We start from the raw sequence: 23,698 nt of genomic DNA on the forward strand, positions 1-23,698 counted from the left end.
TTTTGGTAGTACAGTCATTGCTAACGGCAGCAGTATGGGAAGCCCCGCTGGGGCCAAGGCAGCGATTCGTACCGCAGGAATCGAGGAGACGTGAGCACGCAGAGCCCAAGCCAGCCCCTCTTTCTGGAGGAGCGACAGCAGAGGATCCAGGAGATGGTGGAGGAGTCCTCGACCATCACCATCGCCCAGATCGTGGACGCGTTTGGGGTTTCGGCAGCCACCGCGCGCAAGGACCTGCGCGAGCTGGAGTCCCAGGGGAAGGTGAGGCGCACGCACGGTGGCGCGATGAGCATAGAGTCCAACGAGCGCGAGCTGCGGGCGGCGACCTCGGTCTCGGTGGCACACGAGGAGAAGGTGCGGGTTGCCCATGCCGCGGCGAAGCTCGTCAAGGACGGCGACACCTTCATAGTCCAGGCCGGAACGACCAACCTGGAGTTCGTGCGCGCACTCAGGGGGAAGCACAACCTCACGATCATCACCAACGACACGATGATCTCGACCGAGGCGGATGCCCTTCTCCCCGACAGCTCGGTCATCCAGCTTGGCGGGCGCATCCGCGAGGGCTTCCACTACACGGAGGGGGTCGTGCCCACGCGAGAGGTCGATCAGCTCATGGTGCCCACGGTGTACCTCTGCACCAACGCGTTCTCGTTTGAGCAGGGCTTCAGCGCGCACCGCCTGGAGCAGGCGGCGTGGCTCGCCCAGCTGATGGAGCACTCCCGACGCCACGTGATATTGCTCGACTCCACCAAGATGGGGGTGAGCGCCGCGGTGCACCACAACGACCTCTCGGACTTTGATGTCCTGGTAACTGACACCGGGGTGAGCGAGGAGTATCGGGCTAGGTTTGCGAGCGAGGCACCCAACCTCAAGGTCATCTACGCGTAGGTGCGCTCCTCCGGGACGATTGCGAGGGAAGCTGACTCTGGCCGCGGCAGAAAAGCCACGTCGCAAGTACTAGCATCCCGTCTTTTCTGACATTGACGTTGTCGTCACAACACATTGCGAGACAAGGTGTCAGAAATCAACGGGTGCGAGTACTCGCGACCTTTGATTTCTAACATGGACACGCCGACGCTCTAAGGGGAGGAGAAGTGCCGCCGCCTCGCTCGCTGGTTTGGGCAACTACTGGCTCGCACGCCCCTCTCCCCCATGCCATGAGCTAGGCATGCGGCAGGCGGCCCCCGTCCTTGGCTCGGAGCTACGCCATGAACTGGTCGTGCAGAAGCTGGCGCCCAGCCCTGGTGCGGAACACGCGCTCGTCGACTGACTCCGCCACGCGACGGCGCGCCTCGGGGTCGTCGGGATGGTCCTCGAAGATGTTCACCAGGAAGTCCGCCTCCACGAGTACCTGCAGGTCGATGTCGTGGATGTCGTTGTAGCTGTGATGGTGACCCACCAGCCAGCACGCACGGTCAATGACCTGCGTCTCATAGCCCAGGCGCGCCATCATCGGGCGCGCAATGCCAGGCCCCAGCTCCTCCTGGTGCTTGCCGGACGTGTCGCCGTACCGGCGCTCGGACTCGTGGATTCCCACGTCGTGCACGAGGGCGGCAGCCTCCAGAACATAGAGGTCCCGCTGGTCCAGCCCCTCCAAAAGAGCGATGGTCCGGGCCAGCGCGCGCACCTTCACGAAGTGCTGGATGCGCCTTGGGTCGCCCGCGTCGTACTGGAACATCGCAAGCTCAAGCCCAACGTGGTCCCGAGGCGGAGTCTGATCCATGGTTGTCCCCCAAAAAATGGTTTTGACGGCGATCCTGCGGTCGGGGGAAGTAGTCGCTCCCCGTCGACGCCTCGCAATGCTACGCTGACGATCTCATTGGGGCAAAGGTGGGCACCGATGGGTTACGCGCCGTTCATCTGTTTGCACCTCCCTCTCGCTTGACTGTATAGCCGCTATAGGGTGGAACCTGGGCTTGGATAGCTTTGGGCAAACCGGGGGGAGAGACTCATGGGCATGCAGCTTGGAACGGTTGCCGCCGGCGAGGGGCGCTTTAGGTTGGAGGCGGCAGTCGTCGTGACGCCGCGCGGCATCACGGTGACGGCATGCTCGCCCCGCTACGCGCACCTGGGGGCGACGGCACAGGCGATTCCCCGCCCCGAGCCAGGGCGCACCGCCACCGTGAGCATCCTCTCGGTGCCCTGTCATCGCGACGAGATTCCCGCACACGACATAGCGGCCAAGCTCGCGACGCGCTTTCACATGCCGGTCGCCGCGAGCACCGGCCTTCACGTGGACGGTGCCACCGACGAGGACCTGCGCACGTTCCTCGGAGTAGTGAGCGAGCTCACGGAGGGAATTGCCGACTACGTGGCAAAAGCCCTTCCCGCCGCCAGCGAGGACGAGCTGGATCCCGCCCCGGCGAGGCCCCGGGCTTGAGGCGTGGCGCCTCTTAACCAACCCTTTTCGAGCGACGCTACGCCTTGCTGGGACGTTGGACCCCACCGGCGCCGATTGGCACAGGGCAAAAACTGCCCCGGCACGTCATGGTCTTGGCAACGTGTCCCCGCCCAAGACACGAGCGCCCTTGGAAAGGTCGGCTCCCGTCGGCCTTGGGCACACGACGCGCCCAACAAAAGCACCCGCTCGTTCCCCTACGCAAAGGGTGGGACGATGACGTCGTAGCGAATGGCCTTTCCCTCAACGGTGTAGCTTGGCTTTGACCCGGCAAGCCACGGCCCCTTTGCAGGACGCTTGATGACGACCTTACGGGGATGCGCCCCAAGCGCGGCGGAGAGGAGCGACGCCTCATCCTCGCAGGGCCGCTCCAGCCGCTGGATCATCTGTAGCTTCTTCTTCACCGAGGCGCTCTTGCGCCGCTCGGGAAACATCGGGTCCAACAGAACGACGTCCGGTGCAGCATCCAGCTCGCCCAAGGCGGACACGCTGTCCCCACGTCGCGCCTTCATGCGCCCGACTGCCTCCGCAAGCCCCGGCACGGCGGCAGCTCGGCGCAGGCCATCAGCGAGCAGCTCGTACACCACCGGGTCGCGCTCGTAGAGCGTGACCTCAAAACCCGCCGCCGCCAGCAGGAGGGAGTCCTCGCCAAGGCCTGCCGTGGCGTCAAATGCCGTGCGCGGCCCGTCTCCCCTGATTCTGGCGGCCCGCACCAGCAGCTCGCGGGAGAGATTCGAGCGCCGCAGCCGCGGAAGCATTCTCGTGAGGTCGGCAGAGAGCGACATGTTCCCGCGACGCAGGCACAGCCCGTCGGCCGACACCACAAGTGAGAGGCACTCGTCACTGGTAGGAACTGCGTCGACCACGGGGGCACCGAGCCTCTCCCCCAGCCCCTGCGCCTCACCAACGAGGGAAGGGTCCCCCGCACGCACCACAAGCCCGTCCGGCATCCGACCTCCCATCACGCGCCCAAACCCGACTCGCTAATCCCCGTAGGCCCCGCGCAGCGAATACCAGCCCTCGTGGACGTCCACCACCAGAGGGACACCAAAGAGGTCGGAGAGCACCTCCCCGCGCAGCATCTGCTCCTTGGGACCATCGGCGTACACCTCTGCGTTGCGGATGAGAAGAACGCGGCCGATTGCGGGAACGATGTCCTCGGGGTAGTGCGTGACCAGGATGATCGACACCCCCTCGGCTGCCAGGGTACTCATCGACTCGCGCACGTGGTACATGCCCTCCGGGTCAAGACCCGTGCAGGGTTCGTCGAAGACCAGCACCTTTGGATTACGCACGAGCTCGCGGGCGATAAGGACGCGGCGGGCCTGGCCCGTGGAGAGGGTCCTGATGTCCTGGTGGGCAACCCCCGCGATGCCCAGGCGATCGAGTGCCTCGAGCGCCCGTTGGTAGTCATGCTCCGTGACCTCGTATTGCATGGGGAGCCCGAGCGTGCCATAGATACCACCCACGACGATGTCGATGGAGGGGGCATGCACGCGAATCTGCTCGTGCATGGTCGAGCTCACGATGCCCAGGATCCGACGAATCTCAGCCAGCTGGGGGCGCTCCTGCCCACGAAAGAGCACGGGCGGCTCGTCACGATACACGGGGAACACCTCGCGCGTGAGCAGCTGGATGAAGGTTGACTTGCCTGCGCCGTTAGGCCCCAGCAACGCGACGTGCTCGCCCTCGCGCAGCGCGAAGTCGCGCACGTGCAGGATGGTCTTCCCCGACCTTACGACGCTCGCATCGTGAATCCTGAACAGCTCCGAGCCCAGAGCCCCCGCTCCTCGTGCCATGAAGTGACCCCTCTGGTTGCGCGCAGGGCATGGGCCCCCGCATCCACACATTTCTCGCCCCGCCAATAACCCAGGGCGCGTGAAGACCTACTATATGCAAAATCAGGTAGGCAAAGGTAACTTTGCCCAAGCCCGAAACATCGCACGCACATGCAGGACAGGCAACAAGATTTGGGGGACCCTCTAATGGCAGACATGCTCACCCTCGAGGCGTTTGAGGAGGCATCGGAGAAGGTCAAGGAGGTCACGCTCGAGACCAAGCTCGTCGAGAGCCCGTATTTCTCCGAGGCCTCGGGCAACCGCGTCTGGCTCAAGCCCGAAAACATGCAGCGCACGGGCGCGTACAAGCTGCGCGGAGCCTACTACAAGATCTCGACGATGAGCCGCGAGGAGCTGGACCGCGGCGTCATCACCGCCAGCGCCGGCAACCACGCCCAGGGTGTCGCCTATGCCGCCACCCACGCGGGTGCCCGCTCCATCGTCGTGATGCCCACCACCACCCCGCTCATCAAGGTCGAGCGCACCAAGGGCTACGGTGCCGAGGTCATCCTGTACGGCGACGTCTTTGACGATGCCAAGGAGCGTGCCGTCGAGCTTGCCGAGCAGGAGGGTTACACCTACATTCCGCCCTTCAACGACACCACGGTCGCAACTGGGCAGGGCACCATCGCCATGGAGATCGTGCAGGAGCTTCCCCTGGTGGACACCATCCTGGTGCCCGTGGGCGGCGGCGGACTCGCCTGTGGCGTCTCGACCTTCGCCAAGCTGTACAACCCCAAGATTCGCGTGATTGGCGTGGAGCCCAAGGGCGCCGCAAGCCTCACTGCTGCCCTCGAGGCGGGTCACGTGACCAAGCTGCCCTCCGCCAACACCATCGCCGATGGTACCGCCGTCCTTGAGGTGGGCGACAAGGTCTTCCCCTACCTGCAGCAGAACCTGGATGACGTCCTGACCATCGACGACGACGAGCTGGTCGCCGCCTTCCTGGACATGGTCGAGAACCACAAGATGGTCGTGGAGAACTCCGGCCTGCTCACCGTTGCCGCCCTACACCACCTGCCCGCCGAGGGCAAGCGCGTGGTCGCCATCCTCTCGGGCGGAAACATGGACGTGATCACCATGTCCAGCGTCGTGCAGCATGGCCTGATCCAGCGCGGCCGCATCTTCACCGTGTCGGTGCTGCTGCCCGACCGCCCCGGCATGCTGGTGCGCGTCGCAAGCGTGATCGCAGAGCAGAACGGCAACGTGATCAAGCTGGAGCACAACCAGTTCGTCTCGACCAACCGCAATGCCGCCGTCGAGCTGCGCACCACGATCGAGGCGTACGGCGAGGACCACAAGAACCAGATCGTGGAGGCCCTGCGCCAGGCAGGCTTCAAGCCCACCGTGGTACAGACCTCCCTGTAAGGACGCGGGGAGGGTGGCAGGCACCCACCCATCCCAGGCACAAAAGGGGCCGTCGTGGCGCATCGGGCGTCGCGGCGGCCCCGCTTGCGTGGCTCCGTCAGGCATGGGCGAGAAGAGCCCGCCACGCCGCCGCCATCCATCCCAGCGGCATTGGCAGCAACCCTACCGCCGCGCCTCTCTCACCCGCAGGACGAACCAGCTTTCGCCGCCATGGCATCATGGCGGCATCCCCTTCAGGAAACGTATCGAATAATTCTGCCTGGGCGTTCATACATGTTAGGAACACGAGTCGCAGTAATACCACCGGTACGCAGGTGCAACTTCGCTCACAGATATTCACGTAAAAAAGTTTTCCAAGATTGCCTGAATACCTTTTATGAGCCCTGATGGTGAATTAATACCGCCGTAACAGAGAACGGTTTCGCAAGGCGTATATTTCGTCGCACAGACTTGAGAACGGCGATGACGGGGCGAGTACGGGCCGCATCCATCACACAGCAAGCGGGCGAATCTGAGAACCCGCGGTGGACGGCCAAGAACACCCCCTGAGCCGCTCGGACGAGAGCCTTGGAGGGCATCGGGCGATCCCCGGTTGCCAGGCGAGGCGAAACCGGGCCGGGACCCACCGTTACGGGCATCGAGGAGGCGCTGGGCGCCCGTCTCGCTATTCTCACGCCAGCAAGCGTAGGGGGGAAGCGAGAGGTGACCATGCAACTTCGAAGCGATGCCATAAAGCAGGGTCTGGCCAGGGCTCCTCACAGGAGCCTCCTTAAGGCAGACGGATTGACCGACGAGGAGCTCGAGCGCCCGCTCGTGGCTGTTGTCTCGTCCCAGAACGAGGTAATCCCGGGCCACATCCACCTGGACAAGATCGCCGAGGCCGTCAAGGCCGGTGTCCGCATGGCAGGCGGCACCCCACTGCAGGTCAACACCATCGGCGTGTGCGACGGCATCGCCATGAACCACGAGGGCATGCGCTTCTCGCTCACCAGCCGCGAGGTCATCGCCGACTCCGTGGAATGCGCCATCCAAGGCCACCAGTTTGACGCCATGGTCCTGATTCCCAGCTGCGACAAGATCGTCCCTGGCATGCTCATCGCCGCGTGCCGCCTGGACATCCCCACCGTGCTGGTCTCGGGTGGCCCTATGCTCGCCGGCCGTGGCCGTCACGGGGAGGAGACCGACCTCAACAGTCTGTTTGACGCCGCCGGCCAGGTAACCGCAGGCACCATGACCGAGGACGAGATGCACTGGCTCGAGAACACCGCCTGCCCCACCTGCGGAAGCTGCTCGGGCATGTTCACCGCAAACTCCATCTGCTGCCTGGCAGAGGCGCTTGGCATCGCGCTCCCCGGCAACGGGACCATCCCCGCCGTGTACTCCGCGCGCATCCGCCTGGCGAAGCACGCCGGCATGAAGGTCATGGAGCTCCTCGAGAAGGGCATCACCGCCCGTCAGATCATCGACGCCCGTGCCGTGCGTAACGGCATGGCACTTGACCAGGCCTTCGGGGGTTCCACCAACACCATGCTGCATCTGACCGCCATCGCCCACGCGGCGGGATGCCCCGTCACCATGGACGACTGGGACAAGGCCTGCTCCGCCACGCCCAACATCGTGCGCCTGGCGCCCGCCGGCCCGCTCCACATCCAGGACCTCAACGACGTTGGCGGCGTCTCCGTCATCATCGGCGAGCTTGGCCGCAACGGCCTGCTGGACCTCACCGCCAACACCTGCCACGGTACCGTAGGCGACTGGGTCAAGCAGTGCCCGCCCGTGGACGGCAAGGTCGTTCGCCCGGTAAGCGACCCCTACTCCCCCGACGGTGGCCTCAAGGTCATGCGCGGGAGCCTCGCGCCAGACTGCGGAGTGGTCAAGAAGAGCGCCGTGGACCCCAGCATGTACCAGCACACCGGCCCCGCTCGCGTGTTTGACTCGGAGGAGAGCGCCTGCGACGCCATCTTTGGAGGCAAGATCAAGCCGGGCGACGTCGTGGTCATTCGCTACGAGGGCCCGGCGGGTGGCCCCGGCATGCGCGAGATGCTGACCCCAACCTCTGCCATCTGCGGCATGGGCCTGGCAAAGTCCGTCGCACTCATCACCGACGGTCGCTTCTCTGGTGCCAGCAAGGGCCCGTGCGTTGGACACGTGAGCCCCGAGGCTGCAGCCGGTGGTCCCATCGCGCTGGTTCACGAGGGTGACGAGATCGCCATCGACATCGAGGCCGGCACCATCGACCTCCTGGTGGACGAGGACGAGCTCGAGCGCCGCCGCGCCGCATGGGAGCCGCCCGCGCCCAAGTACACCACCGGAGTTCTTTCCCGTTACGCAAAGCTCGTGACCAGCGCAGACAAGGGGGCCTACCTCTCATGACGACTCACGCAAGCAGCCTCGAGGAGAAGCTCGCCCGCAAGGAGACCGCACTGGAGGGCAAGCCCTTTGGCCCTGGCAGCCACACGGAGCACGAGGGCAAGACCATGACCGGCGCCCAGGCGATCATCGCCTCCCTGGAGGCCGAGGGCGTCGACACGATCTTTGGCTACCCCGGAGGGCAGGCCATCAAGATCTACGACGCGCTGTACGACTCCAAGAAGATCCACCACGTGCTTGCGCGCCACGAGCAGGGTGCCACGCACATGGCAGACGGTTACGCCCGTGCCACCGGCAAGGTGGGCGTTGTGCTGGTGACCAGCGGTCCCGGCGCAACCAACACCGTTACCGGCATCATGACGGCCTACATGGACTCCGTGCCCCTGGTGGTCATCACGGGCCAGGTCACCCGCGGCGTCATTGGCACCGACTCGTTCCAGGAGTCCGACATCGTGGGCATCACCATGCCCGTGGTCAAGCACTCCTTCCTCCTGCAGTCCACCAAGGATCTCACGCGAACCTTCCGCGAGGCCTTCTACATCGCCTCCACCGGGCGTCCCGGCCCCGTGCTGATCGACGTGCCGAGCGACATCTCGGGCGAGAAGATGGTGTTCCATTACCCGGACTCCATCAGCATCCCCAGCTACAAGCCCACCTACCGTGGCAACGCCAAGCAGGTGAAGCAGGCGGCAAGCCTGATCACCAAGGCCAAGCGCCCCCTCCTCTACGCCGGAGGTGGCATCGTGACCAGCCACGCCTGCCAGGAGCTGATCGCGCTCGCCGAGCGCATGCAGATCCCCGTGGTGACCTCGCTCATGGGCAAGGGCGCCATGCCCTGCTCCAACCCGCTCAACCTCGGCCCCGTGGGCATGCACGGCTCCAAGTACGCAAACATGGCCGTGACGGAGTGTGACCTGCTCATCGCCGTGGGGGCTCGCTTCTCCGACCGCGTGACCGGCAAGGTCTCGGAGTTTGCCCCACATGCCAAGATCATTCACATCGACATCGACCCAGCGGAGATTGGCAAGATCATCAACCCCGTGGTCCCGATCGTAGGTGACGCACGCGTGGTGCTTGCCTCCATCAACGAGAGGCTCGAGAAGCAGGACGCCAAACCCAACGACGAGCAGTGGGTGAAGGACGTGTTCTCCTGGCGCGAGCGCTGGCCGTTCTACACCAAGGACTTTGACGACTTCCCCAACGCGATCGCTCCCGAGGTCGTGCTCTCCAAGCTCTCCGACAAGCTCGACCCCGAGGCCTCCATCGTCACCACCGAGGTGGGTCAGCACCAGATGTGGGCACACCAGAACATCCACCGCGAGCACGCGCGCACGTTCCTCTCGTCCGGTGGAGCGGGCACCATGGGCTTTGGCTTCCCCGCCGCCATCGGTGCAAAGATTGGCTGCCCCGATGACGAGGTGGTGTGCGTAGCGGGAGACGGCTCCCTGCAGATGAACATCCAGGAGATGGCCACCGCACGCGCGGAGAACTGCCCCGTCAAGGTCCTGCTCATCGACAACCACACGCTGGGCATGGTCTATCAGTGGCAGTCGCTGTTCTATAACAGGCGCTTCTCGTTTACCCAGCTGCCCACCGACGACCCCGACTTCGTCAAGCTAGCCGAGGCCTACGGATGGAAGGCGGCTCGCATCTCGCGCCCCGAGGAGGTCGACGCCGCCCTGGACCAGATGCTCGCATCCGACCAGCCCTACCTGTTGGATGTGGTCATCCCCAAGGACCAGACCGTGTACCCCATGGTCGCCCCGGGAGCACCCATCGACGACATCATCGGCGCGCTGGACGTCACGCTTGGCGGCGTCCGAGTGACCGAGAAGGGCTTTGGCAAGGGCGTAAAGCCAAAGTCGCTGGAAGATGCTCTGGACGAAGAGGAGAGGGAGGGTGACGAGTGATGAAGCACATATTGTCTGTGCTCGTCGAGAACAAGCCCGGCGTGCTGTCCCGCGTGACGGGCATGATCTCGCGTCGCGGCTTCAACATCGGGTCGCTCACCGTGGCCCCCACCGAGGACGAGACCCTCTCGCGCATGACCATCATCGTCGAGGCTGACGAAGTGGGATTTGAGCAGATCACCAAGCAGCTTCACAAGCTGGTCTCCGTGTTCAAGATCTCGGACCTGACCGAGGACGACGCCATCGAGCGCGAGCTTGTCCTGTTCAAGGTCCAGTGCGCTCCCGAGCGCCGCCACGAGATCATCGAGATCGCCAACGTGTTTCGCGCCAACGTCGTGGACGTGGGCAGGAACACCCTCACGGTCGAGGCAACGGGTACCGAGAGCAAGCTCGATGCCATGGAGAACCTCTTCCGCGCCTACGGAATCCGCCAGCTCACGCGCACCGGCAAGATCGCGATGTCACGCGGGCACGACCAGTAGGCCACGACACCACGCGCGGGGAACGCCATGAGTGAAAGGAAGACGAGACCCGCACGCTTTTCTCACTTGGCTTTACCCGCCCACCCGGGGCGGAGAGAGCATAGTTCTGCAAGCAGGAACGAAAGAAAGGAAGCACCAGCATGGCCGTTACCATCTACTACGAGAAGGATTGCGATCCCTCCATCATCCAGGGGAAGAAGGTCGCCATCATCGGGTACGGCTCCCAGGGTCACGCCCATGCTCAGAACCTCAGGGATTCTGGCGTGGACGTCCGTGTTGGCCTGCGCGAGGGCTCCAAGTCTGCCGAGAAGGCCCGCGAGGCTGGCCTCAAGGTGACCGACATGGCGACCGCCACCAAGGAGGCCGACGTCGTCATGGTCCTGACGCCTGACGAGACCCAGCCCGCCGTGTACAAGGAGTTCATCGAGCCCAACCTGGAGCCCGGCAACACCCTGGCCTTCGCCCATGGCTTCAACATCCACTACGGCTACATCAAGGCTCCCGAGGGCGTCAACGTGATCATGGTCGCCCCCAAGGGCCCGGGCCACATCGTGCGCCGTCAGTACGTCGAGGGCTCTGGCGTGCCCGATCTGGTTTGCGTTGAGAAGGACGCCACCGGCGACGCCATGGACCTGGCCATGTCCTACGCATGGGCACTTGGTGGAGCCCGCGCCGGCCTCATCAAGGCGACCTTTGCCGAGGAGACCGAGGAGGACCTCTTTGGCGAGCAGGCAGTCCTGTGCGGCGGCCTCGTCGAGCTGGTCAAGGCCGGCTTCGAGACCCTGACCGAGGCTGGCTACCCCGAGGAGCTCGCGTACTTTGAGTGCTATCACGAGATGAAGATGATCGTGGACCTGATGTACGAGAAGGGCATCCACTTCATGAACTACTCCATCTCCAACACCGCCGAGTACGGCGAGTACTACGCTGGTCCGCTCGTGATCAACGACAAGTCGCGTGAGGCCATGAAGTACATCCTCAAGCGCATCCAGGACGGCTCCTTCGCACAGGAGTTCGTGGACGACTGCAACAACGGCCACAAGAAGCTCCTCGAGCAGCGCGAGAAGATCAACACTCACCCCATCGAGACCACCGGCGCCCGCGTGCGCTCCATGTTCTCCTGGCTCAGCAAGGACGAGGACTAGTTTCAGTCATCGCCTCAGCGGGATGGTAGGCAGGGGGGTCGACCCGGCAATGGGTCGACCCCTTTCTTGTGGGTTTGGACGAGGTGAAGACAGGTTTGGACAGGGGGAGGCCAACGGGTTCCCGCCACGCCTGCCCGCCGGAACGGCACCTCTCCCCCACACCAGCCCCAGCAGAGCAGTCTCATAAGACTTGATGCGTTTAAGAGGGTCCTAACCGCGTCAAGTCTTACGACACAGGGAGAGTGACATTTCAAACGGGCGGGGTGTGCGCTATCCCGTTGGCATAAGCTGGGATGCCGGGGAGGGGATGAGCAAGGGGTCCGGCTCCCTCCGGCAGCAAGAACGGTGGAGGCTCGATGACCGGGAAAACCCACATAGCCGTTGGGGCAGCGTCCGCCCTGGCACTCACACGAGTTGGGTTCGCCGACCCCGCCCCAGCACTTGCATGCTTGGCGGCAGGGGCGGTGGGAGGTTTGCTGCCCGATGCAGACGTGGGTTCGAGCGAGGCATCCCGTCAGCTCAGACGGGCATGGGCGTTCCTCGCCGTGGTGGTCGCCGCGGCTGCGGTGGCGGACGGGACCCTGGGGCTTGCCCTTCTCCCCCAGTTGGCCCTTGCCATCGCCTCGCTGGGGATGCCTCAGATTGCCGGCGTCGCCATACTGGTTGCTGTCTGCGCATGCGGCAGAGCCTCTGGTCACAGGGGGTTCTCGCATTCCCTGCTGGCGCTGGGTACCACATTTGCCGCCATGCGTCTCGCGCTGCCCTCGGTCGCCCTCTCCCTTACTGCGGGATACGCATCGCACATAGCGTTGGACTTCCTGAACAAGAAGCCGGAGCGCCTGCTCTGGCCCCTGGCGAGCGGACAGCGCCTGGGCCTCCTCAAGTCGGGCGGGCTGGCAGACGCGCTGCTCTTTGTGGCGGGGATCGGTGCCGTGGCGGTCTTGCTCGCGGGGCCGCGGTAGAGGAGCGAGGCCATCGGGGCGGCATGTCGGTGACTGGCGAGCGCATAAAGGCCAGGTCGCACCGCTCCGCGGATCGGGGGAGGCAGAGCGGGCGCGCCTCGAGCAGTGAGCAGGCTGCCGCAGGCCAGACCTCCATACCCGGAGCGCCCCTGGCGCAGGCCCCGCGGGCAAAAGCCGACTCCTCCGCACCCCAAACGGGGCGCCCCGGACTTCATCCGAGACGCCCCCAACGGGATGTGCCTCATGCGAGACGGGCCTTATACCTCTCCCCCATCGCCGCGGCAGCGACGCAGCACCATGCCAACGGCGATCGCCGCGAGCGCGAGGAGGCCGATTCCCACCCAAGCGCTGGACGAGGCGTCACCCGTCTTCGGCAGCCGGAGGGACGAGACCACGGAGCTGACACCGGTCTTGGGCGTTGTCTTTGACGTGGGCTTGGATGGTGTTTCGCCACTTGGAACGGGCCTCGACGGGGCGTCGTAGGCATTGGAGAACACGCAGCCATCAGACTTGAGGCGCTGGGAGTCCTCCACGACCACCGTGGCCCTTAGCGCTTGCGCCGCGTCGTCCCACATTGCGTAGACGCGCACCTCAAATACCTGCGTGTCGTACGTCCAACCCGAGGCATCGGCAGAGACCTGCTTCACTGTGTAGGTGTGCAGGCCCACCCCGTCGAGGGTGAGGTCAAAGTACGCCGTCCCCGCACCCGTGATGCTCACGGTAGACTGTGCGGGGGCAAGGACCTCGTCCTCCGTCGGACTCATCACGAAGGCGAAGGTCTGGGCAGGGGCGGGCTGGTCACCCGTGACGGTGACCGAGACGGGCACCCTCACGTTGACCTGGATCCCCTCGGCGAGGGCTGCCGACGGCATGGCGAGCGCCAGGACACAGAGCAGGGAGAGGGCGGACCCGAGTGCCACCAGAATCCTCCCGGCAACACCTCCCCGTCCCGCATGTGCGTGTGATGCGTGCTTGAACATGTCTGACTTCCCTCTTCCGTACTCTGGCCTGCGGCCCAAAGGCCGCCTGGCTACGCGTTGTCTGCCTGCTGGCGACCCGTGACCTTGCAGATGACGACGGTCCTCTCGTTGGTGCCTTCGGAGGAGCACGTGGACAGCGCGATGAGACGATCGCTCCCCACCAGGCTTCCCTCCCTCAGGTAGGTTGCCTCCGCCTCCAGCTTCTGGATGACCTGCGGCACCCTCGTGGAGTCCGCCGGCGTGGAAAACAGCACGCCGTCGTAGGCATCGGCCTTGATCACCGCACACACCTGGAGGCTGAGCGTCTCGCTGGGAAGGTACAGGATCGCGCGCTGGTTTGCGTTGAAGAAACCCTCGTCCAGGAACTTGTCCAGATCGCCGAACATCTTGCCCGCCTGCATGTGGTGTCCGTAAAGGACCTCGTACGTCTCCTCAAAGTCGGGATCGCACTCGGAATCAAGGAGAATGCTTCCTGACGCCCCGTCATTCCCCTTTGCATCCTTGTCCAGGTACTCGAAGTTGTCCTCTCCCTGCACCACCGGATGGTCGATCCCGGTGTTGTCGACGGTGATCCATGCCACGACGTCGGGGTTGAGCTTCCTCAGGTCCGCAAAGCCAAGGCCCGGCTCGTACTGGGAGTAGTCCGTTCCCTTAAGGACCTGGTTGGCATCCCACAGGGCATAGCCCGCCAGTGCCGCCATAAGGAGGAGGACGACCGCGATGACCCAGGCGATCACGTGGTCGACCGCCCGGGCCGCCCGCTGCGAGGGTGCGAGCGACCCGTTGCGGCCATAGTCGCCGAAGCCGTCAGCGACCGAAGCCATACCCGCTAGAAGTCCTCGCCGGAGCTGCGGCGACGACGCGAGATCACGAGGGTGGCACCGCCCACGGCGGCAACGATGCCCACGGTAACGAAGGGCAGGGTGTTCATCGTGATGCCGGTGTCAGGGGCAAAGCCCCTCTCGTTCTTGAAGGCGACGTTGTTGGTGGCGGCGATGGTGCCCGAGGCGACGTGGCCATCGGTAGAGGCGACGTCATTGACCGTGTTGGTCTCGTCGTACTCGGTATCTGCCTCGGTCACGGTGTACGTGGCACCCTTGGGAAGGTTCTTGATCTCGATGGCTTGTCCGTGCTTGAGCTTGAAGGTCTGGCCGCTGGAGATCTCGCCCGTGGAGACGGAGGTGCTGCCGCTCTTGATCTCGTAGGCGTAGTTGCCCTGGACGCCCCCAAGGTCAAGGGTGTAGGTGAAAGTATCGCCCGTATTGGCTGCAGTGCCGGCGACGGTCTTGGAGACGTTCAGCGACTCGTTCTCGGACTCGGTGTTCTCGAACGTGGCGGTGTCACCCACCTTGTTGCCCGCGGAGTCGTATACCTTGATGGAACGGATGACGGTCTGGGTGCCGGCGGGGTAGTCATCGGGCATGGAGACATTCACCTTGACCTTGTACACAACGCCGCTGTAGGTGATGTTGGGGTTTGAGCCCGCGATCTCCCTGACCGTGAAGGTGTAGATGCCCGGGTTATAGAAGTTGGTGTTGCCAAAGAGCTGACGGGCGGTGAGGCTCGCGGATGCCGACGTCCCACCATTTGCCAGGGTCGCCCAGTCCGCGGTGAGGTCCACCGTCTTGGTCTGGAAGTTGAGGGTCGCAACGTCCCAGGTGCCCACCTGCTCCGCTCCGTCGTAGGAAATCTGGAAGGTGAAGGTCTCGTCGTTGTTGAGCTGGGAGGGGGATGCCGCGTCCCACTGCTTGGTAACGAGGGTCTGGTCACCAACGTACGTGGGGTTGTTGGCGACTGCAAGTGCGGAGACGGGCGCCATCGCCATGGTTCCCGCGAAGACCGCGGCGGCCGCGATACCCTTGAGGTTGGTCTTGGTGAGCTTCATGTCATGTCCCTTCTCTTGTCTGATGTAGGTGTGCTCATATCCCCCGAAGCCTGAGGAGCGCGACCACCTTGCCCTCGACCTCGCTGATACCAATCGGTCCGTACGTGCGGGAGTCTCTCGCCGACCCCCTTCCATCTGCCAGGACGTAGAACTCGCCCGCCCCCAGCGTCAGCGGATATGAGGGTCCGCTCGGCTGTGGAAACGTCTTGAGCCCGTACTCCAAAGGCTGCAACCCCCCGTTGATCTTGATCTCGCCATCCTGCGTCACCTCCACCGTGTCTCCCGGCTGCGCGATCACACGCCCCACGGTCTGTTCGCCATCCACCTGGTAGACCACCACGTCGTCCGCCTGTAGGCTCTGAACGACCCTGCTCGTGAGGGCCAGGTCGCCATCCCCCGCAGTGGGCTCCATGCCGCTTCCCGTGATTCGGAAGAGTCCGAAGGCCCAGGTGAAGAGAACCCCGATGGCGAGCGCGAAGACCAGGAGCTTTGCGATGGCACCCGTGAGGGTCGACCTCGCGTCCCGTCGCGCCTTCCTCCTGGCGATTGCCTTTGCAGTTGGGGCGAGGTTGACGCTCTCCGCAAACTCACTCAGCCAGACCTCGTCCCATTCCGTCGCCGCCATGGCTACTTCCCATCCCGCGAGCCACGCGCCTCTCGCTCCGCTCGCTCGAGCAGGGCCTGGTACCGAATCTCCTGCTCGCGGAACAGCTGCCGGTACATCTGGTCCAGCCGCTCGATCACGTGCCATACCTGCCGCTCGTCAACCCCCATGGGCTTGTGCCGCCACTTGAGTCTCTCGAGCTTGGACGCGATCAGCTCCAGCGATACCTCCTGGTCCCCCGTGGCGTCGGTCGATGCCGGGACGCCTTGCCCCTTGGAGGGCTTTTGAGGAGAGTCAGAGTCCCTATTCCTCATCTCGACACCTCCTCCGCACCGTCTCGGCTGCCAGTGCCACTCCGCCCATGACAGAGGTGGCGAGGAGACCGACCATCGGGGTCGTGTTTACGGTCACCCCCGTATCGGGGACGGCTTCGGCGACGTTGTTGACCTCAACCATGGTGGTCTTGCCCTCGGTGATTGCCGCCTGCACCTGATCCGTTGAGGTCGAGGTGCTGCCCTCGGACTTGATCGTGGTCTGGGCACCACCGTCGACGCGGGCGGTCGCGGACGTCTTTGCCTGGACCCTAAGATTGACCTCTCGTATGTCAACCGTTATGCCGGCGGGAAGGTTCTGGAGCGTGACGCTCTGCCCGTGCTTGAGCGTCACGGTGGCAACGCCGCTGGCGTTAAAGGCGACACCGGATATGGACTTGTTGGCAAGGCTGACGCACGAGAGCTCGAAGGTGAAAGTGTCGTTCACGTTGGCGGCGCTGCCGCTCACGGTCTTGGAGATGGTGAGGTTGCCGAGCTCTGGCACGTAGCGGCCGTAGTAGATGGTGTTTGCGGTGACCGAACCGGCGAACGTCGCCTTGGTCGTGCAGGTCTCGTCGGTGTACCAGCCGTCGAAGCGGTACGTCACTCCGTCCTTGGCGATCGTCTCCCTGAACTCGTCCGGCGTACCGTACGAGGGCTTGGTCAGGCTGGACTCTGCCGTACCGTGCTCCACGCGCTTGGCGTACTCGCCCAGGGAGGAGAAGCCCGTCTCGCCCGGATACCTTACGGCAAACTGCACGGTGTAGAAGTTCTTCTCGTTGAGGACGATGGTATTGTCGATGTGATAGGTGTGCGTGCTGTGCGCCACCACGGGGTTGTAGTTGTTGTTGCCGGCGTTGGCACCGTTTGCGACGCGGGTGCGCATGTGCGAGATGGTGTAGTACCCCTGCTTGCTGGCGTTTGCACTACCCGCCTCGGCGTACTTGTACGTGGCGCCGTCCCAGGTGAGGTCGGGGAACAGGGAATAGCCGTTCCACGCCGAATAGCTGATTGTGCCGGCGCCAGAGATGTCGGTGCCAATGGCGAGCCCAGCTGGGTTGGAGACGCCCGAGATGGTGCTGACACCCAGGCCAAACCAGGTGCCGTCGGGATTCTCGTAGGACTCACTGTCGGCGCCGGGAATGAGGGCGTACCAGTAGAGACGATAGGTCCCACTCGCCGGGCGCTCCGCGATGGAGGCGGCGGAAACGTTGGTCACGAGAACGAGGTCCTGTGGTTCGGTCCCATCAGGTTCCTCGCCCGCGCCGCCCGTCTCGTCCGATGCTGCCGATGGGGTATCGGTCGAGGGCGCGTCCTTGGACTGGGCCTGGTCGGACCGGTCGGTTCCCGCAGCAGGGACATCCATGGTGGTCGCCCCCGCCGTTGCGGAGGAATCGGGAGTGACGCTTGGGGCCGCGCAGTCCGAGGTCGTCGACCCCACGGCTTCCTCCGAAGCCGGTTCAACAGCCTCCTCGGGGGCGGAGGCGTCGACCTCCTCCGACATCGGGCTCGATGCAACCTCCATGGGCACCGCCACCTCACCCTCATCGGCGAAGACGCGAGCATCGGGCACGGCCATGCCAATGACAACTGCCGCGGCAACGATTGCCGTAAGAACGAACCTCTTCGATATCCTCGGTTTCCTCATCGCAACGAGCCCCTTACCTGTTCGCCACGTCGGTTCCTGCCAGGCAACCGGGTCCGCAAGTCCATGTGCACGAGACGCATCGGCTGCTTGATGGAAAACTTACCTGCGGTGGGAGGGGGTACATTGACGAGAAGCGTCACAGACACTTGTCGGTTTGTATGTTTTTGATTTTTTATGAGTTGTTATGGATAGAACAGTTCAGATATGTGACAAGACAGGGTCAGTGTGGAATACAGGAAAGCCACAGGTAGATGGTGCGAACCAAGCAAGCTGAATCTTGTCACATGGCAGCTGGTTTAAAACTTCAACACCTGTCATTACTAATGATGTGTTTTGTACCAGGGGATAGGTTTCCTTTAGGCCCTACACAAATCTGAGGGTTTGAGGCCTGAGGCGGGGGTCCCTGTCATCCAACGCCCCTGGCGGCTGACAGCTCCCCACATGTAGAGGCGGAGATTCGAAATGGGTGATCAGCCGCCGCGTCGCGTCTCCCCCCGCCACATGAGGGAACCCTCCCCCATGGCACGCGCGCCACGAGAGAGGGTTCCCGCTCTTCTCCCCTGCTACTAGTATTAGTTGCGAGGCAGACTATGTCGGCGCCCCGAGCCATTCGCTCGGGGATGACGGTTCTGCCGCCGCGCGCCCGCACGACGCGATAGGGCGGGTAATCCCTGTGTGGTCACGAAATCACCTCGCATGGTTGGGCTTCGTCAGCAATCCGATAGCGATTTGCGATTTGAGCCCCCGACGACGAGAACACCGCCTCCGAGGCAAGCACGCCCACCGCCCTCAGACGCGAGATGAGTCTGCCGATAACCCGCTTGTTGCGATGGAGCCTACGGGCGAGCGCCGCCTTTGAGACGGGCACACCCTCCATCTCTTCGATTATCCTTACCAGCTGCAACTCGGTGGGGGTGAGGTGGATGCAGCCAACGGGGGTGAGCACGTACCGCCTGCCGGACGCCCCGGGCAGCTCGGCAAACTTCAGGGCACGATCAACCGCCATGTCAGCCTTCTCCATCAGTAATGCACCTCCAGAGAATCAGGGGCCGCCACGACCCGCCTATACTGGAACGTCTCCTCCATGCGGCACCATCTACCTGCGATGTTGTTATAAGTTGGAGACGGTGAGCAGAAGATACACCAGGAAATCTCGCCTGTGGAAAACCCCGGAACGAACAATGTGCGTGGGGGAACGAAAACTCGATTTTTCTCCCGTCGGCGCAGCAGCGCCTAGCTCGGCGCCCAATCCATCCGCCGTGCGGGCACTGGTAGGCGGTAGCCAACGGCGAACGGACTCGCACGTTTACCAGTGCGATTGCCCACGAGGTCTGGGAGGGGGTTGGGACCGTCGCCCTCCTACCTCAGAGAGGTCCCGCCGGGTCCGTTGCCACACGGACCCGGCTGCTGATGGCGGCGGGGAACGGCATCGGCAGTCGAGCCATGGCGGAAAATCGTTCACGTGAGCACCGTCGGATTGTCAGGAGCGACTACCTGCGCGACGTTTGCCCAGTTGCGGGGCATCAACTCTCGAATCTTGGCAGACAATCGCCCGCGTGAGTGCCGCAGGGCAGCTTCTGCCACCAGAAGGGGAACCAGGGTTTTCCAGCGGCCCATCTACCCGCACCGAACATCGAGACGCCCCTCTCGCCCGAGGATCACCTGTCCTCCCGAGGGATGCCGGACACGGGTGCTGAGGAAAATGGAGTTGTGGCAATCAGGACGGGTTAGCCACACTTTCCGTACCGGGTTTTCCGGACGTTTGCGCCCCTTCGGGGGCTTGGTGCTGAGGAATGTCGAGCTGTGGCGGCAAAATGGCACGGCCGATTGCCACAACTCGCATTTTCTCAGCACCCGTAGGGGCACCCCGGGCACCCGCTTAGCGCTCCCGCCGCTCGGACTACTCCCAAGCATAAAACGGCCCCGACCTGTCGGGTCGCCGACGGGCCGAGGCCATTCCCTGAGGAGGCTGCTTGTTGCGCGGAGGCTACTCCGAGGCACCTGCCTTCGACTTGCCGAAGCGGTCCTTGAGCCTTGGTCCCATAATCTGGATAAGGATGACGAGGATCAGGATGACGCCCTTGATGGTGTCGTTGATGAGGGAGTCCATCTTGAGGGCGATGATCACCTTGTCAATCACCGTGTAGGACATGGCGCCAAAAAGCACGCCCAGCAGCTTGCCGCGGCCGCCGCTCATCGAGATGCCGCCCAGCACCACGGCTGCGATGGCGTACATCTCGTAGCTCTTGCCCGTGGTCGCGGGGTCGGAGCTCGCGTTCATGGCAATCCAGAGGAAGGCTGCCAGCCCGATGAGAGCACCGGCGATCACGAACACCAGGGTCCTCATGAGGGGCACGGAAATGCCGGCGAGTCGCGCGGCGCGGGCGTTGGACCCCACGGCGTAGACCTTCTTGCCAAACTTGGTGGAGGTCAGCAGGTACACGAAGGCGATGATGACCAGCAGCAGGATAAGACCCACGATGGGCATGCCGCCGGGGAGACGGCCGTTGCCAAACTGGTAGATGGCCTGGTAGCTGGGCAGCGTGCTGGACATTCGGTAGACGGAGCTGCCGTTGCCAATGAGCTCGGAGGGCAGGTGCTGGCACTCGTACTGCGAGAGCGAACGGAAGATGAGCATCGTCGCGAGCGTGACGATGAACGACGGCATCTCGACCACGCCCACCAGGACACCGTTGAGAAGCCCGCAGAGCGCACCGAGGCAGAGGGCAAACAGCAGGGTGAGGGGGATGGACCCCTGTGTCTGGTTGAACACCACGACCGAGAAGCCCGCCACGAACGCGAGCATGGAGCCAACCGAGAGGTCGATGTCACCCGTGAGGCAGATGAGGCCCATGCCCACGGCGATGATGCCGATGACCGCACTGTGGCGGAAGATGTTCATGGTCGCGCCAACGGTGAGTCCGCCGCTCACCGCCGCGTAGACAATATAGATTGCCAGAAACACGAGGACGAAGCTGTACCGCTTGAGCGCCCCCAGCAGGGAGCCTCCCGACCGTGCCTTGCCCTCTTCCATGGTTTTCACTGCCATCCCAACGCACCAACCCTTCTTATCTCGCGCTATGCCGTGGCAAGCGAGTTCGTGGAATAGAGCATGACCGTCCGCTCGTCGATCTGGTCATGGGGCAGGGCCTTGACAACCTCGCCCTCGTAGAACACGTAGCAGGTGTCCGCGACCTCCTTGAGCTCGGGAATCTCGAGCGTGTTGATGAGGACCGTCTTTCCCGCCTCGGCGAGGCCGAGGATCAGGCGATAGATCTCGGCCTTGGCGCCGACGTCGATTCCCTGGGTGGGGTTGTCGAGGAGAAGGACGTTCGCGTCGGTGTTGAGCCACCTGGCGATGAAGACCTTCTGCTGGTTACCACCCGAGAGGGAGTTGATGTTAGCGTCTGCCGAGGGTGCCTTGATGCCCAGAAGCTTCTTGTAGTGCTCGAACCTCTCCTCCTCGCGGCCGCGCGAGATGGGAAGCGACCTTGCAGAGAGTACCTGCTCGGAGAGACACATGTTCTCGAGCAGTGACATGTCCGGGACCACCGAGTTCTCCTTGCGGTCCGCAGGCAGCATGGCGACGCCGGCCCTCATGGCCTCGTGGATGGAGCCGCCATGCAGCTTGGTGCCAGACACGCTCGCGACACCGCCCGACGGGCGCATGACACCAAAGAGCGTCTGCATGAGCTCGCTGCTGCCGCAGCCCTTGAGGCCCGTAAGGCCAATGACCTCGCCCCTCCTGACCGAGAGGTCGACGTCGTGGAAGCCGTTGCCAGAGTACCCCTCGAGGCGAAGAACCTCGTCGCCCAGATCGCGGGACTGCCACGAGCCGCGCTGCTCCATGGACGCGCCCACCATGAGGCTGGTAGCCTCGGCCGGGGTGGTGTCCGCGATTCTCCCGCTCTTGATGAAGCTGCCGTTGCGCAGAATGGTGTAGGAGTCGCAGAGCTCGAATATCTCGGGCATCTTGTGCGAGATGAAGATGAACGACGTTCCGCCCTTGCGGAGCCCCCGCACGATTGAGAACAGGTGCTCTACTTCCTCAGTGTTGAGTGCCGTCGTGGGCTCGTCGAGGATGAGGAGCCGTGCGCTGCGGAAGAGTGCGCGAGAGATCTCGAGAAGCTGCTTCTCGCTGGGCTTGAGGTCGTCCACCAGGGCGCAGGGATCGATGTCCACCCCGAGCCTGGTGAAGAGGTCATTCGCCTGCGAAATCATCTTCCCCTTGTCCAGGGAGCCAAACCGGTTAGTGAGCTCCTGTCCCAGGAAGATGTTCTCGTACGCCAGGAGGTCGTTGAACAGGTTAAGCTCCTGGTGGACGAACGCGATCCCCGCGTCCTCGACCTGCTTGATCGAGGCGTTGGTGATGTCGCTGCCGGCAAAGGTGACGGCCCCCGAGTCGCACGCGTAGGCACCGGTGAGGATGTTCATGAGGGTCGACTTGCCGGCGCCGTTCTCGCCTAGCAGCGCATGTACCTCGCCCTCCTGCACGCTCAGGCTCACCCCGCGCAGGACGGGCACTCCAGAAAATGACTTGTGGATGTCCCTCATCCCAAGAAGTTCCATGGGTTCTCCTCCCATCCGCATTCGTGCGCACGTGGGACCCACCCACTACGGGCAGGCCCCACGTCTTTCCGGGGCTGCGCACGACCCCGACGTGTTTGCTACTTGAAGGACTGGAACTTGTCCACGTTGTCCTTGGTCACGTTCTCGCACTTGATGACGTGGTCCTGGGTGACCTGCTTGCCATCGAGGTGGTCGATGAGGTCCTGGATCGCCGTCTGGATCATGGACGGCGAGTAGGTGACCGACATGACACCACCCAGGTTCTTGACGATGTCCTGGTAGGAGTTGCCACGGATGACCTCGTAGTACTCGTCGAGGCCGCCGCAGCCGGTGATGTACGGCTTGGTGGCGAAGATCTTCTCCTTGGTGGCATCGGAGATGCCGCCGCCGTTGAGCGCCTCGAGGATGCCCATGGCAAGCTCGTCGTCCTCGGCGTAGAACCACTTGATGTCTGCGTTGGAGTCGTCGCTCATGAGGGACTCGAAGGCAGCCTTGGTGTCGGAGCGGCTCCAGTTCATGGCGCCGGACTTGCTGATGGAGGCGGTGTCGGAGTCGGACCACTTGGAGGCGTCGTCGATCTTCTTGCCGTCGAAGTCCAACTTACCGGTAACGAACTCGGTGAAGCCCTTGTCGCGCAGCGTTGTGACGGAGGAGGTGTCGCCCTCGTACACGTAGACCTTGTCCCCCGGCTTCATGCCGTTGTCGACGAAGTACGAGGCGGAGCCTGCGCCGATGCCCTCGTTGTCACCCTTCACGTTGGAGACGGCGGTGCTGGCGACGGCCTCGATGATGCGGTCGAACGCGACGTACGGGATGCCCGCGTCCACGATGGACTGAATTGCGGACTGCAGCGTGTCGTCCATGGGCTGAATCACGATGCCGGCGATCTGGCTGGTATCGCCCGCCAGGATGTCCTCGACCTCGCTGATCTGCTTGGAGGCGGAGTCTGCGGTCTGGAGCTCGGCGGTGTACTTCCCCTCCTTGTTGACGTCGGCGATCTTCTCCTTTGCGAAGGTTGCGACCGAGCCGGTCCAGCCGTGGTCCTCGGAGGGCGTGAGGACGTAGATCTTCTTGCCGCCCGAAGCCGCGTTGGAGGAGTCAGACGAGTCCGACGTGCCGGAGTTCGACGCGCCGCAGCCCGCAAGGAAGGCAGTGAGAACTGCCCCGCCCGTACCGGCAATGAAGGCGCGACGGCTGATGTTGTGGTTCCTGGTCATGATGAGTCTCC

At 63.7% G+C, this 23,698-nt stretch carries 21 protein-coding genes; 8 read left to right on the plus strand and 13 right to left on the minus strand.

What is annotated here, in order from left to right:
• The first annotated feature begins 90 nt into the window (after positions 1 to 90).
• Complete coding sequence (locus FYJ68_RS07170) at positions 91 to 888, plus strand: DeoR/GlpR family DNA-binding transcription regulator (RefSeq protein WP_154435470.1); 798 nt, start codon at positions 91 to 93, stop codon at positions 886 to 888.
• A gap of 313 nt (positions 889 to 1,201) precedes the next feature.
• On the opposite strand, the gene FYJ68_RS07175 is transcribed toward FYJ68_RS07170, so the two are convergent.
• Positions 1,202 to 1,723, minus strand: coding sequence for an HD domain-containing protein (locus tag FYJ68_RS07175; RefSeq protein WP_154435472.1), 522 nt, complete (start codon positions 1,721 to 1,723; stop codon positions 1,202 to 1,204).
• Positions 1,724 to 1,951: 228 nt separating this feature from the next.
• On the opposite strand from FYJ68_RS07175, the gene lpdD reads away from it, so the two are divergent.
• The gene (lpdD, locus tag FYJ68_RS07180) at positions 1,952 to 2,380 is read left to right on the plus strand and encodes a prenylated flavin chaperone LpdD (protein WP_154435474.1); all 429 of its coding nucleotides are present in this window, start codon (positions 1,952 to 1,954) and stop codon (positions 2,378 to 2,380) included.
• 215 nt (positions 2,381 to 2,595) lie between these two features.
• Here lpdD and FYJ68_RS07185 read toward each other — a convergent pair whose 3' ends face one another.
• On the minus strand, positions 2,596 to 3,348 hold the full coding sequence (locus tag FYJ68_RS07185) for a class I SAM-dependent methyltransferase (RefSeq protein ID WP_195837754.1): 753 nt from the start codon (positions 3,346 to 3,348) through the stop codon (positions 2,596 to 2,598).
• 33 nt (positions 3,349 to 3,381) lie between these two features.
• Entirely contained in the window at positions 3,382 to 4,197 is an 816-nt protein-coding gene (locus FYJ68_RS07190; RefSeq protein ID WP_154435478.1) for an ABC transporter ATP-binding protein, read from the minus strand.
• A gap of 186 nt (positions 4,198 to 4,383) precedes the next feature.
• On the opposite strand from FYJ68_RS07190, the gene ilvA reads away from it, so the two are divergent.
• The 6 genes from ilvA (at position 4,384) to FYJ68_RS07220 (ending at position 12,473) form a co-directional block, all read left to right on the plus strand.
• On the plus strand, positions 4,384 to 5,604 hold the full coding sequence (gene ilvA, locus FYJ68_RS07195) for a threonine ammonia-lyase (RefSeq protein ID WP_154435480.1): 1,221 nt from the start codon (positions 4,384 to 4,386) through the stop codon (positions 5,602 to 5,604).
• A gap of 708 nt (positions 5,605 to 6,312) precedes the next feature.
• Positions 6,313 to 7,977 (plus strand): dihydroxy-acid dehydratase, encoded by a 1,665-nt coding sequence (ilvD, locus tag FYJ68_RS07200; protein WP_154435482.1) that lies wholly within the window; start codon positions 6,313 to 6,315, stop codon positions 7,975 to 7,977.
• Entirely contained in the window at positions 7,974 to 9,884 is a 1,911-nt protein-coding gene (gene ilvB / locus FYJ68_RS07205; RefSeq protein WP_154435484.1) for a biosynthetic-type acetolactate synthase large subunit, read from the plus strand. The genes ilvD and ilvB overlap by 4 nt, the downstream gene beginning before the upstream one ends.
• On the plus strand, positions 9,884 to 10,366 hold the full coding sequence (ilvN, locus tag FYJ68_RS07210) for an acetolactate synthase small subunit (RefSeq protein WP_154435486.1): 483 nt from the start codon (positions 9,884 to 9,886) through the stop codon (positions 10,364 to 10,366). The genes ilvB and ilvN overlap by 1 nt, the downstream gene beginning before the upstream one ends.
• Before the next feature lie 140 nt (positions 10,367 to 10,506).
• A complete protein-coding gene (ilvC, locus tag FYJ68_RS07215) occupies positions 10,507 to 11,511 on the plus strand; it encodes a ketol-acid reductoisomerase (protein ID WP_154435488.1) in 1,005 nt (334 codons plus the stop codon).
• A 356-nt stretch (positions 11,512 to 11,867) separates the two neighbouring features.
• Entirely contained in the window at positions 11,868 to 12,473 is a 606-nt protein-coding gene (locus FYJ68_RS07220; RefSeq protein ID WP_154435490.1) for a metal-dependent hydrolase, read from the plus strand.
• A 257-nt stretch (positions 12,474 to 12,730) separates the two neighbouring features.
• Here FYJ68_RS07220 and FYJ68_RS07225 read toward each other — a convergent pair whose 3' ends face one another.
• The 10 genes from FYJ68_RS07225 to FYJ68_RS07265 form a co-directional block, all read right to left on the minus strand.
• On the minus strand, positions 12,731 to 13,453 hold the full coding sequence (locus tag FYJ68_RS07225) for a Spy0128 family protein (protein WP_154435624.1): 723 nt from the start codon (positions 13,451 to 13,453) through the stop codon (positions 12,731 to 12,733).
• 50 nt (positions 13,454 to 13,503) lie between these two features.
• Entirely contained in the window at positions 13,504 to 14,277 is a 774-nt protein-coding gene (srtB, locus tag FYJ68_RS07230) for a class B sortase (protein WP_154435492.1), read from the minus strand.
• A 5-nt stretch (positions 14,278 to 14,282) separates the two neighbouring features.
• Positions 14,283 to 15,338 carry a DUF7601 domain-containing protein gene (locus FYJ68_RS07235; protein WP_154435494.1) on the minus strand — a complete coding sequence of 352 codons (1,056 nt, stop codon included), beginning with the start codon at positions 15,336 to 15,338 and terminating at the stop codon, positions 14,283 to 14,285.
• 34 nt (positions 15,339 to 15,372) lie between these two features.
• Positions 15,373 to 15,963 (minus strand): signal peptidase I, encoded by a 591-nt coding sequence (gene lepB, locus FYJ68_RS07240; RefSeq protein WP_195837755.1) that lies wholly within the window; start codon positions 15,961 to 15,963, stop codon positions 15,373 to 15,375.
• Positions 15,964 to 15,965: 2 nt separating this feature from the next.
• A complete protein-coding gene (locus tag FYJ68_RS10000; protein ID WP_195837756.1) occupies positions 15,966 to 16,256 on the minus strand; it encodes a hypothetical protein in 291 nt (96 codons plus the stop codon).
• Positions 16,246 to 17,901 (minus strand): InlB B-repeat-containing protein, encoded by a 1,656-nt coding sequence (locus FYJ68_RS07245; RefSeq protein WP_154435498.1) that lies wholly within the window; start codon positions 17,899 to 17,901, stop codon positions 16,246 to 16,248. Before FYJ68_RS07245 ends, FYJ68_RS10000 begins: the two co-directional genes overlap by 11 nt.
• A gap of 679 nt (positions 17,902 to 18,580) precedes the next feature.
• Complete coding sequence (locus FYJ68_RS07250) at positions 18,581 to 18,922, minus strand: hypothetical protein (RefSeq protein ID WP_154435500.1); 342 nt, start codon at positions 18,920 to 18,922, stop codon at positions 18,581 to 18,583.
• Positions 18,923 to 19,888: 966 nt separating this feature from the next.
• Entirely contained in the window at positions 19,889 to 20,950 is a 1,062-nt protein-coding gene (locus tag FYJ68_RS07255) for an ABC transporter permease (protein WP_229772111.1), read from the minus strand.
• A 29-nt stretch (positions 20,951 to 20,979) separates the two neighbouring features.
• A complete protein-coding gene (locus FYJ68_RS07260) occupies positions 20,980 to 22,470 on the minus strand; it encodes a sugar ABC transporter ATP-binding protein (protein WP_154435504.1) in 1,491 nt (496 codons plus the stop codon).
• A gap of 98 nt (positions 22,471 to 22,568) precedes the next feature.
• Positions 22,569 to 23,687: a substrate-binding domain-containing protein gene (locus FYJ68_RS07265; protein WP_154435506.1), complete on the minus strand. Its 1,119-nt coding sequence runs from the start codon at positions 23,685 to 23,687 to the stop codon at positions 22,569 to 22,571.
• Between the last annotated feature and the right edge of the window lie 11 nt (positions 23,688 to 23,698).

The sequence above is a fragment of the Olsenella porci genome (assembly GCF_009695875.1).
Lineage (GTDB): Bacteria > Actinomycetota > Coriobacteriia > Coriobacteriales > Atopobiaceae > Olsenella_H > Olsenella_H porci.

Excerpts from the sequence above, each read along its gene's own strand:
- ilvC (WP_154435488.1), top strand. The coding sequence starts at position 10,507 with ATGGCCGTTACCATCTACTACGAGAAGGATTGCGATCCCTCCATCATC.
- lpdD (WP_154435474.1), top strand. The coding sequence starts at position 1,952 with ATGGGCATGCAGCTTGGAACGGTTGCCGCCGGCGAGGGGCGCTTTAGG.
- ilvD (WP_154435482.1), top strand. The coding sequence starts at position 6,313 with ATGCAACTTCGAAGCGATGCCATAAAGCAGGGTCTGGCCAGGGCTCCT.
- FYJ68_RS07265 (WP_154435506.1), bottom strand. The coding sequence starts at position 23,687 with ATGACCAGGAACCACAACATCAGCCGTCGCGCCTTCATTGCCGGTACG.
- FYJ68_RS07245 (WP_154435498.1), bottom strand. The coding sequence starts at position 17,901 with ATGAGGAAACCGAGGATATCGAAGAGGTTCGTTCTTACGGCAATCGTT.
- FYJ68_RS07225 (WP_154435624.1), bottom strand. The coding sequence starts at position 13,453 with ATGTTCAAGCACGCATCACACGCACATGCGGGACGGGGAGGTGTTGCC.
- lepB (WP_195837755.1), bottom strand. The coding sequence starts at position 15,963 with ATGGCGGCGACGGAATGGGACGAGGTCTGGCTGAGTGAGTTTGCGGAG.
- FYJ68_RS07190 (WP_154435478.1), bottom strand. The coding sequence starts at position 4,197 with ATGGCACGAGGAGCGGGGGCTCTGGGCTCGGAGCTGTTCAGGATTCAC.
- FYJ68_RS07235 (WP_154435494.1), bottom strand. The coding sequence starts at position 15,338 with ATGAAGCTCACCAAGACCAACCTCAAGGGTATCGCGGCCGCCGCGGTC.
- FYJ68_RS07250 (WP_154435500.1), bottom strand. The coding sequence starts at position 18,922 with ATGGAGAAGGCTGACATGGCGGTTGATCGTGCCCTGAAGTTTGCCGAG.
- FYJ68_RS07260 (WP_154435504.1), bottom strand. The coding sequence starts at position 22,470 with ATGGAACTTCTTGGGATGAGGGACATCCACAAGTCATTTTCTGGAGTG.
- FYJ68_RS10000 (WP_195837756.1), bottom strand. The coding sequence starts at position 16,256 with ATGAGGAATAGGGACTCTGACTCTCCTCAAAAGCCCTCCAAGGGGCAA.
- FYJ68_RS07175 (WP_154435472.1), bottom strand. The coding sequence starts at position 1,723 with ATGGATCAGACTCCGCCTCGGGACCACGTTGGGCTTGAGCTTGCGATG.
- ilvA (WP_154435480.1), top strand. The coding sequence starts at position 4,384 with ATGGCAGACATGCTCACCCTCGAGGCGTTTGAGGAGGCATCGGAGAAG.
- ilvN (WP_154435486.1), top strand. The coding sequence starts at position 9,884 with ATGAAGCACATATTGTCTGTGCTCGTCGAGAACAAGCCCGGCGTGCTG.
- ilvB (WP_154435484.1), top strand. The coding sequence starts at position 7,974 with ATGACGACTCACGCAAGCAGCCTCGAGGAGAAGCTCGCCCGCAAGGAG.
- FYJ68_RS07185 (WP_195837754.1), bottom strand. The coding sequence starts at position 3,348 with ATGCCGGACGGGCTTGTGGTGCGTGCGGGGGACCCTTCCCTCGTTGGT.
- FYJ68_RS07220 (WP_154435490.1), top strand. The coding sequence starts at position 11,868 with ATGACCGGGAAAACCCACATAGCCGTTGGGGCAGCGTCCGCCCTGGCA.
- FYJ68_RS07255 (WP_229772111.1), bottom strand. The coding sequence starts at position 20,950 with ATGGCAGTGAAAACCATGGAAGAGGGCAAGGCACGGTCGGGAGGCTCC.
- srtB (WP_154435492.1), bottom strand. The coding sequence starts at position 14,277 with ATGGCTTCGGTCGCTGACGGCTTCGGCGACTATGGCCGCAACGGGTCG.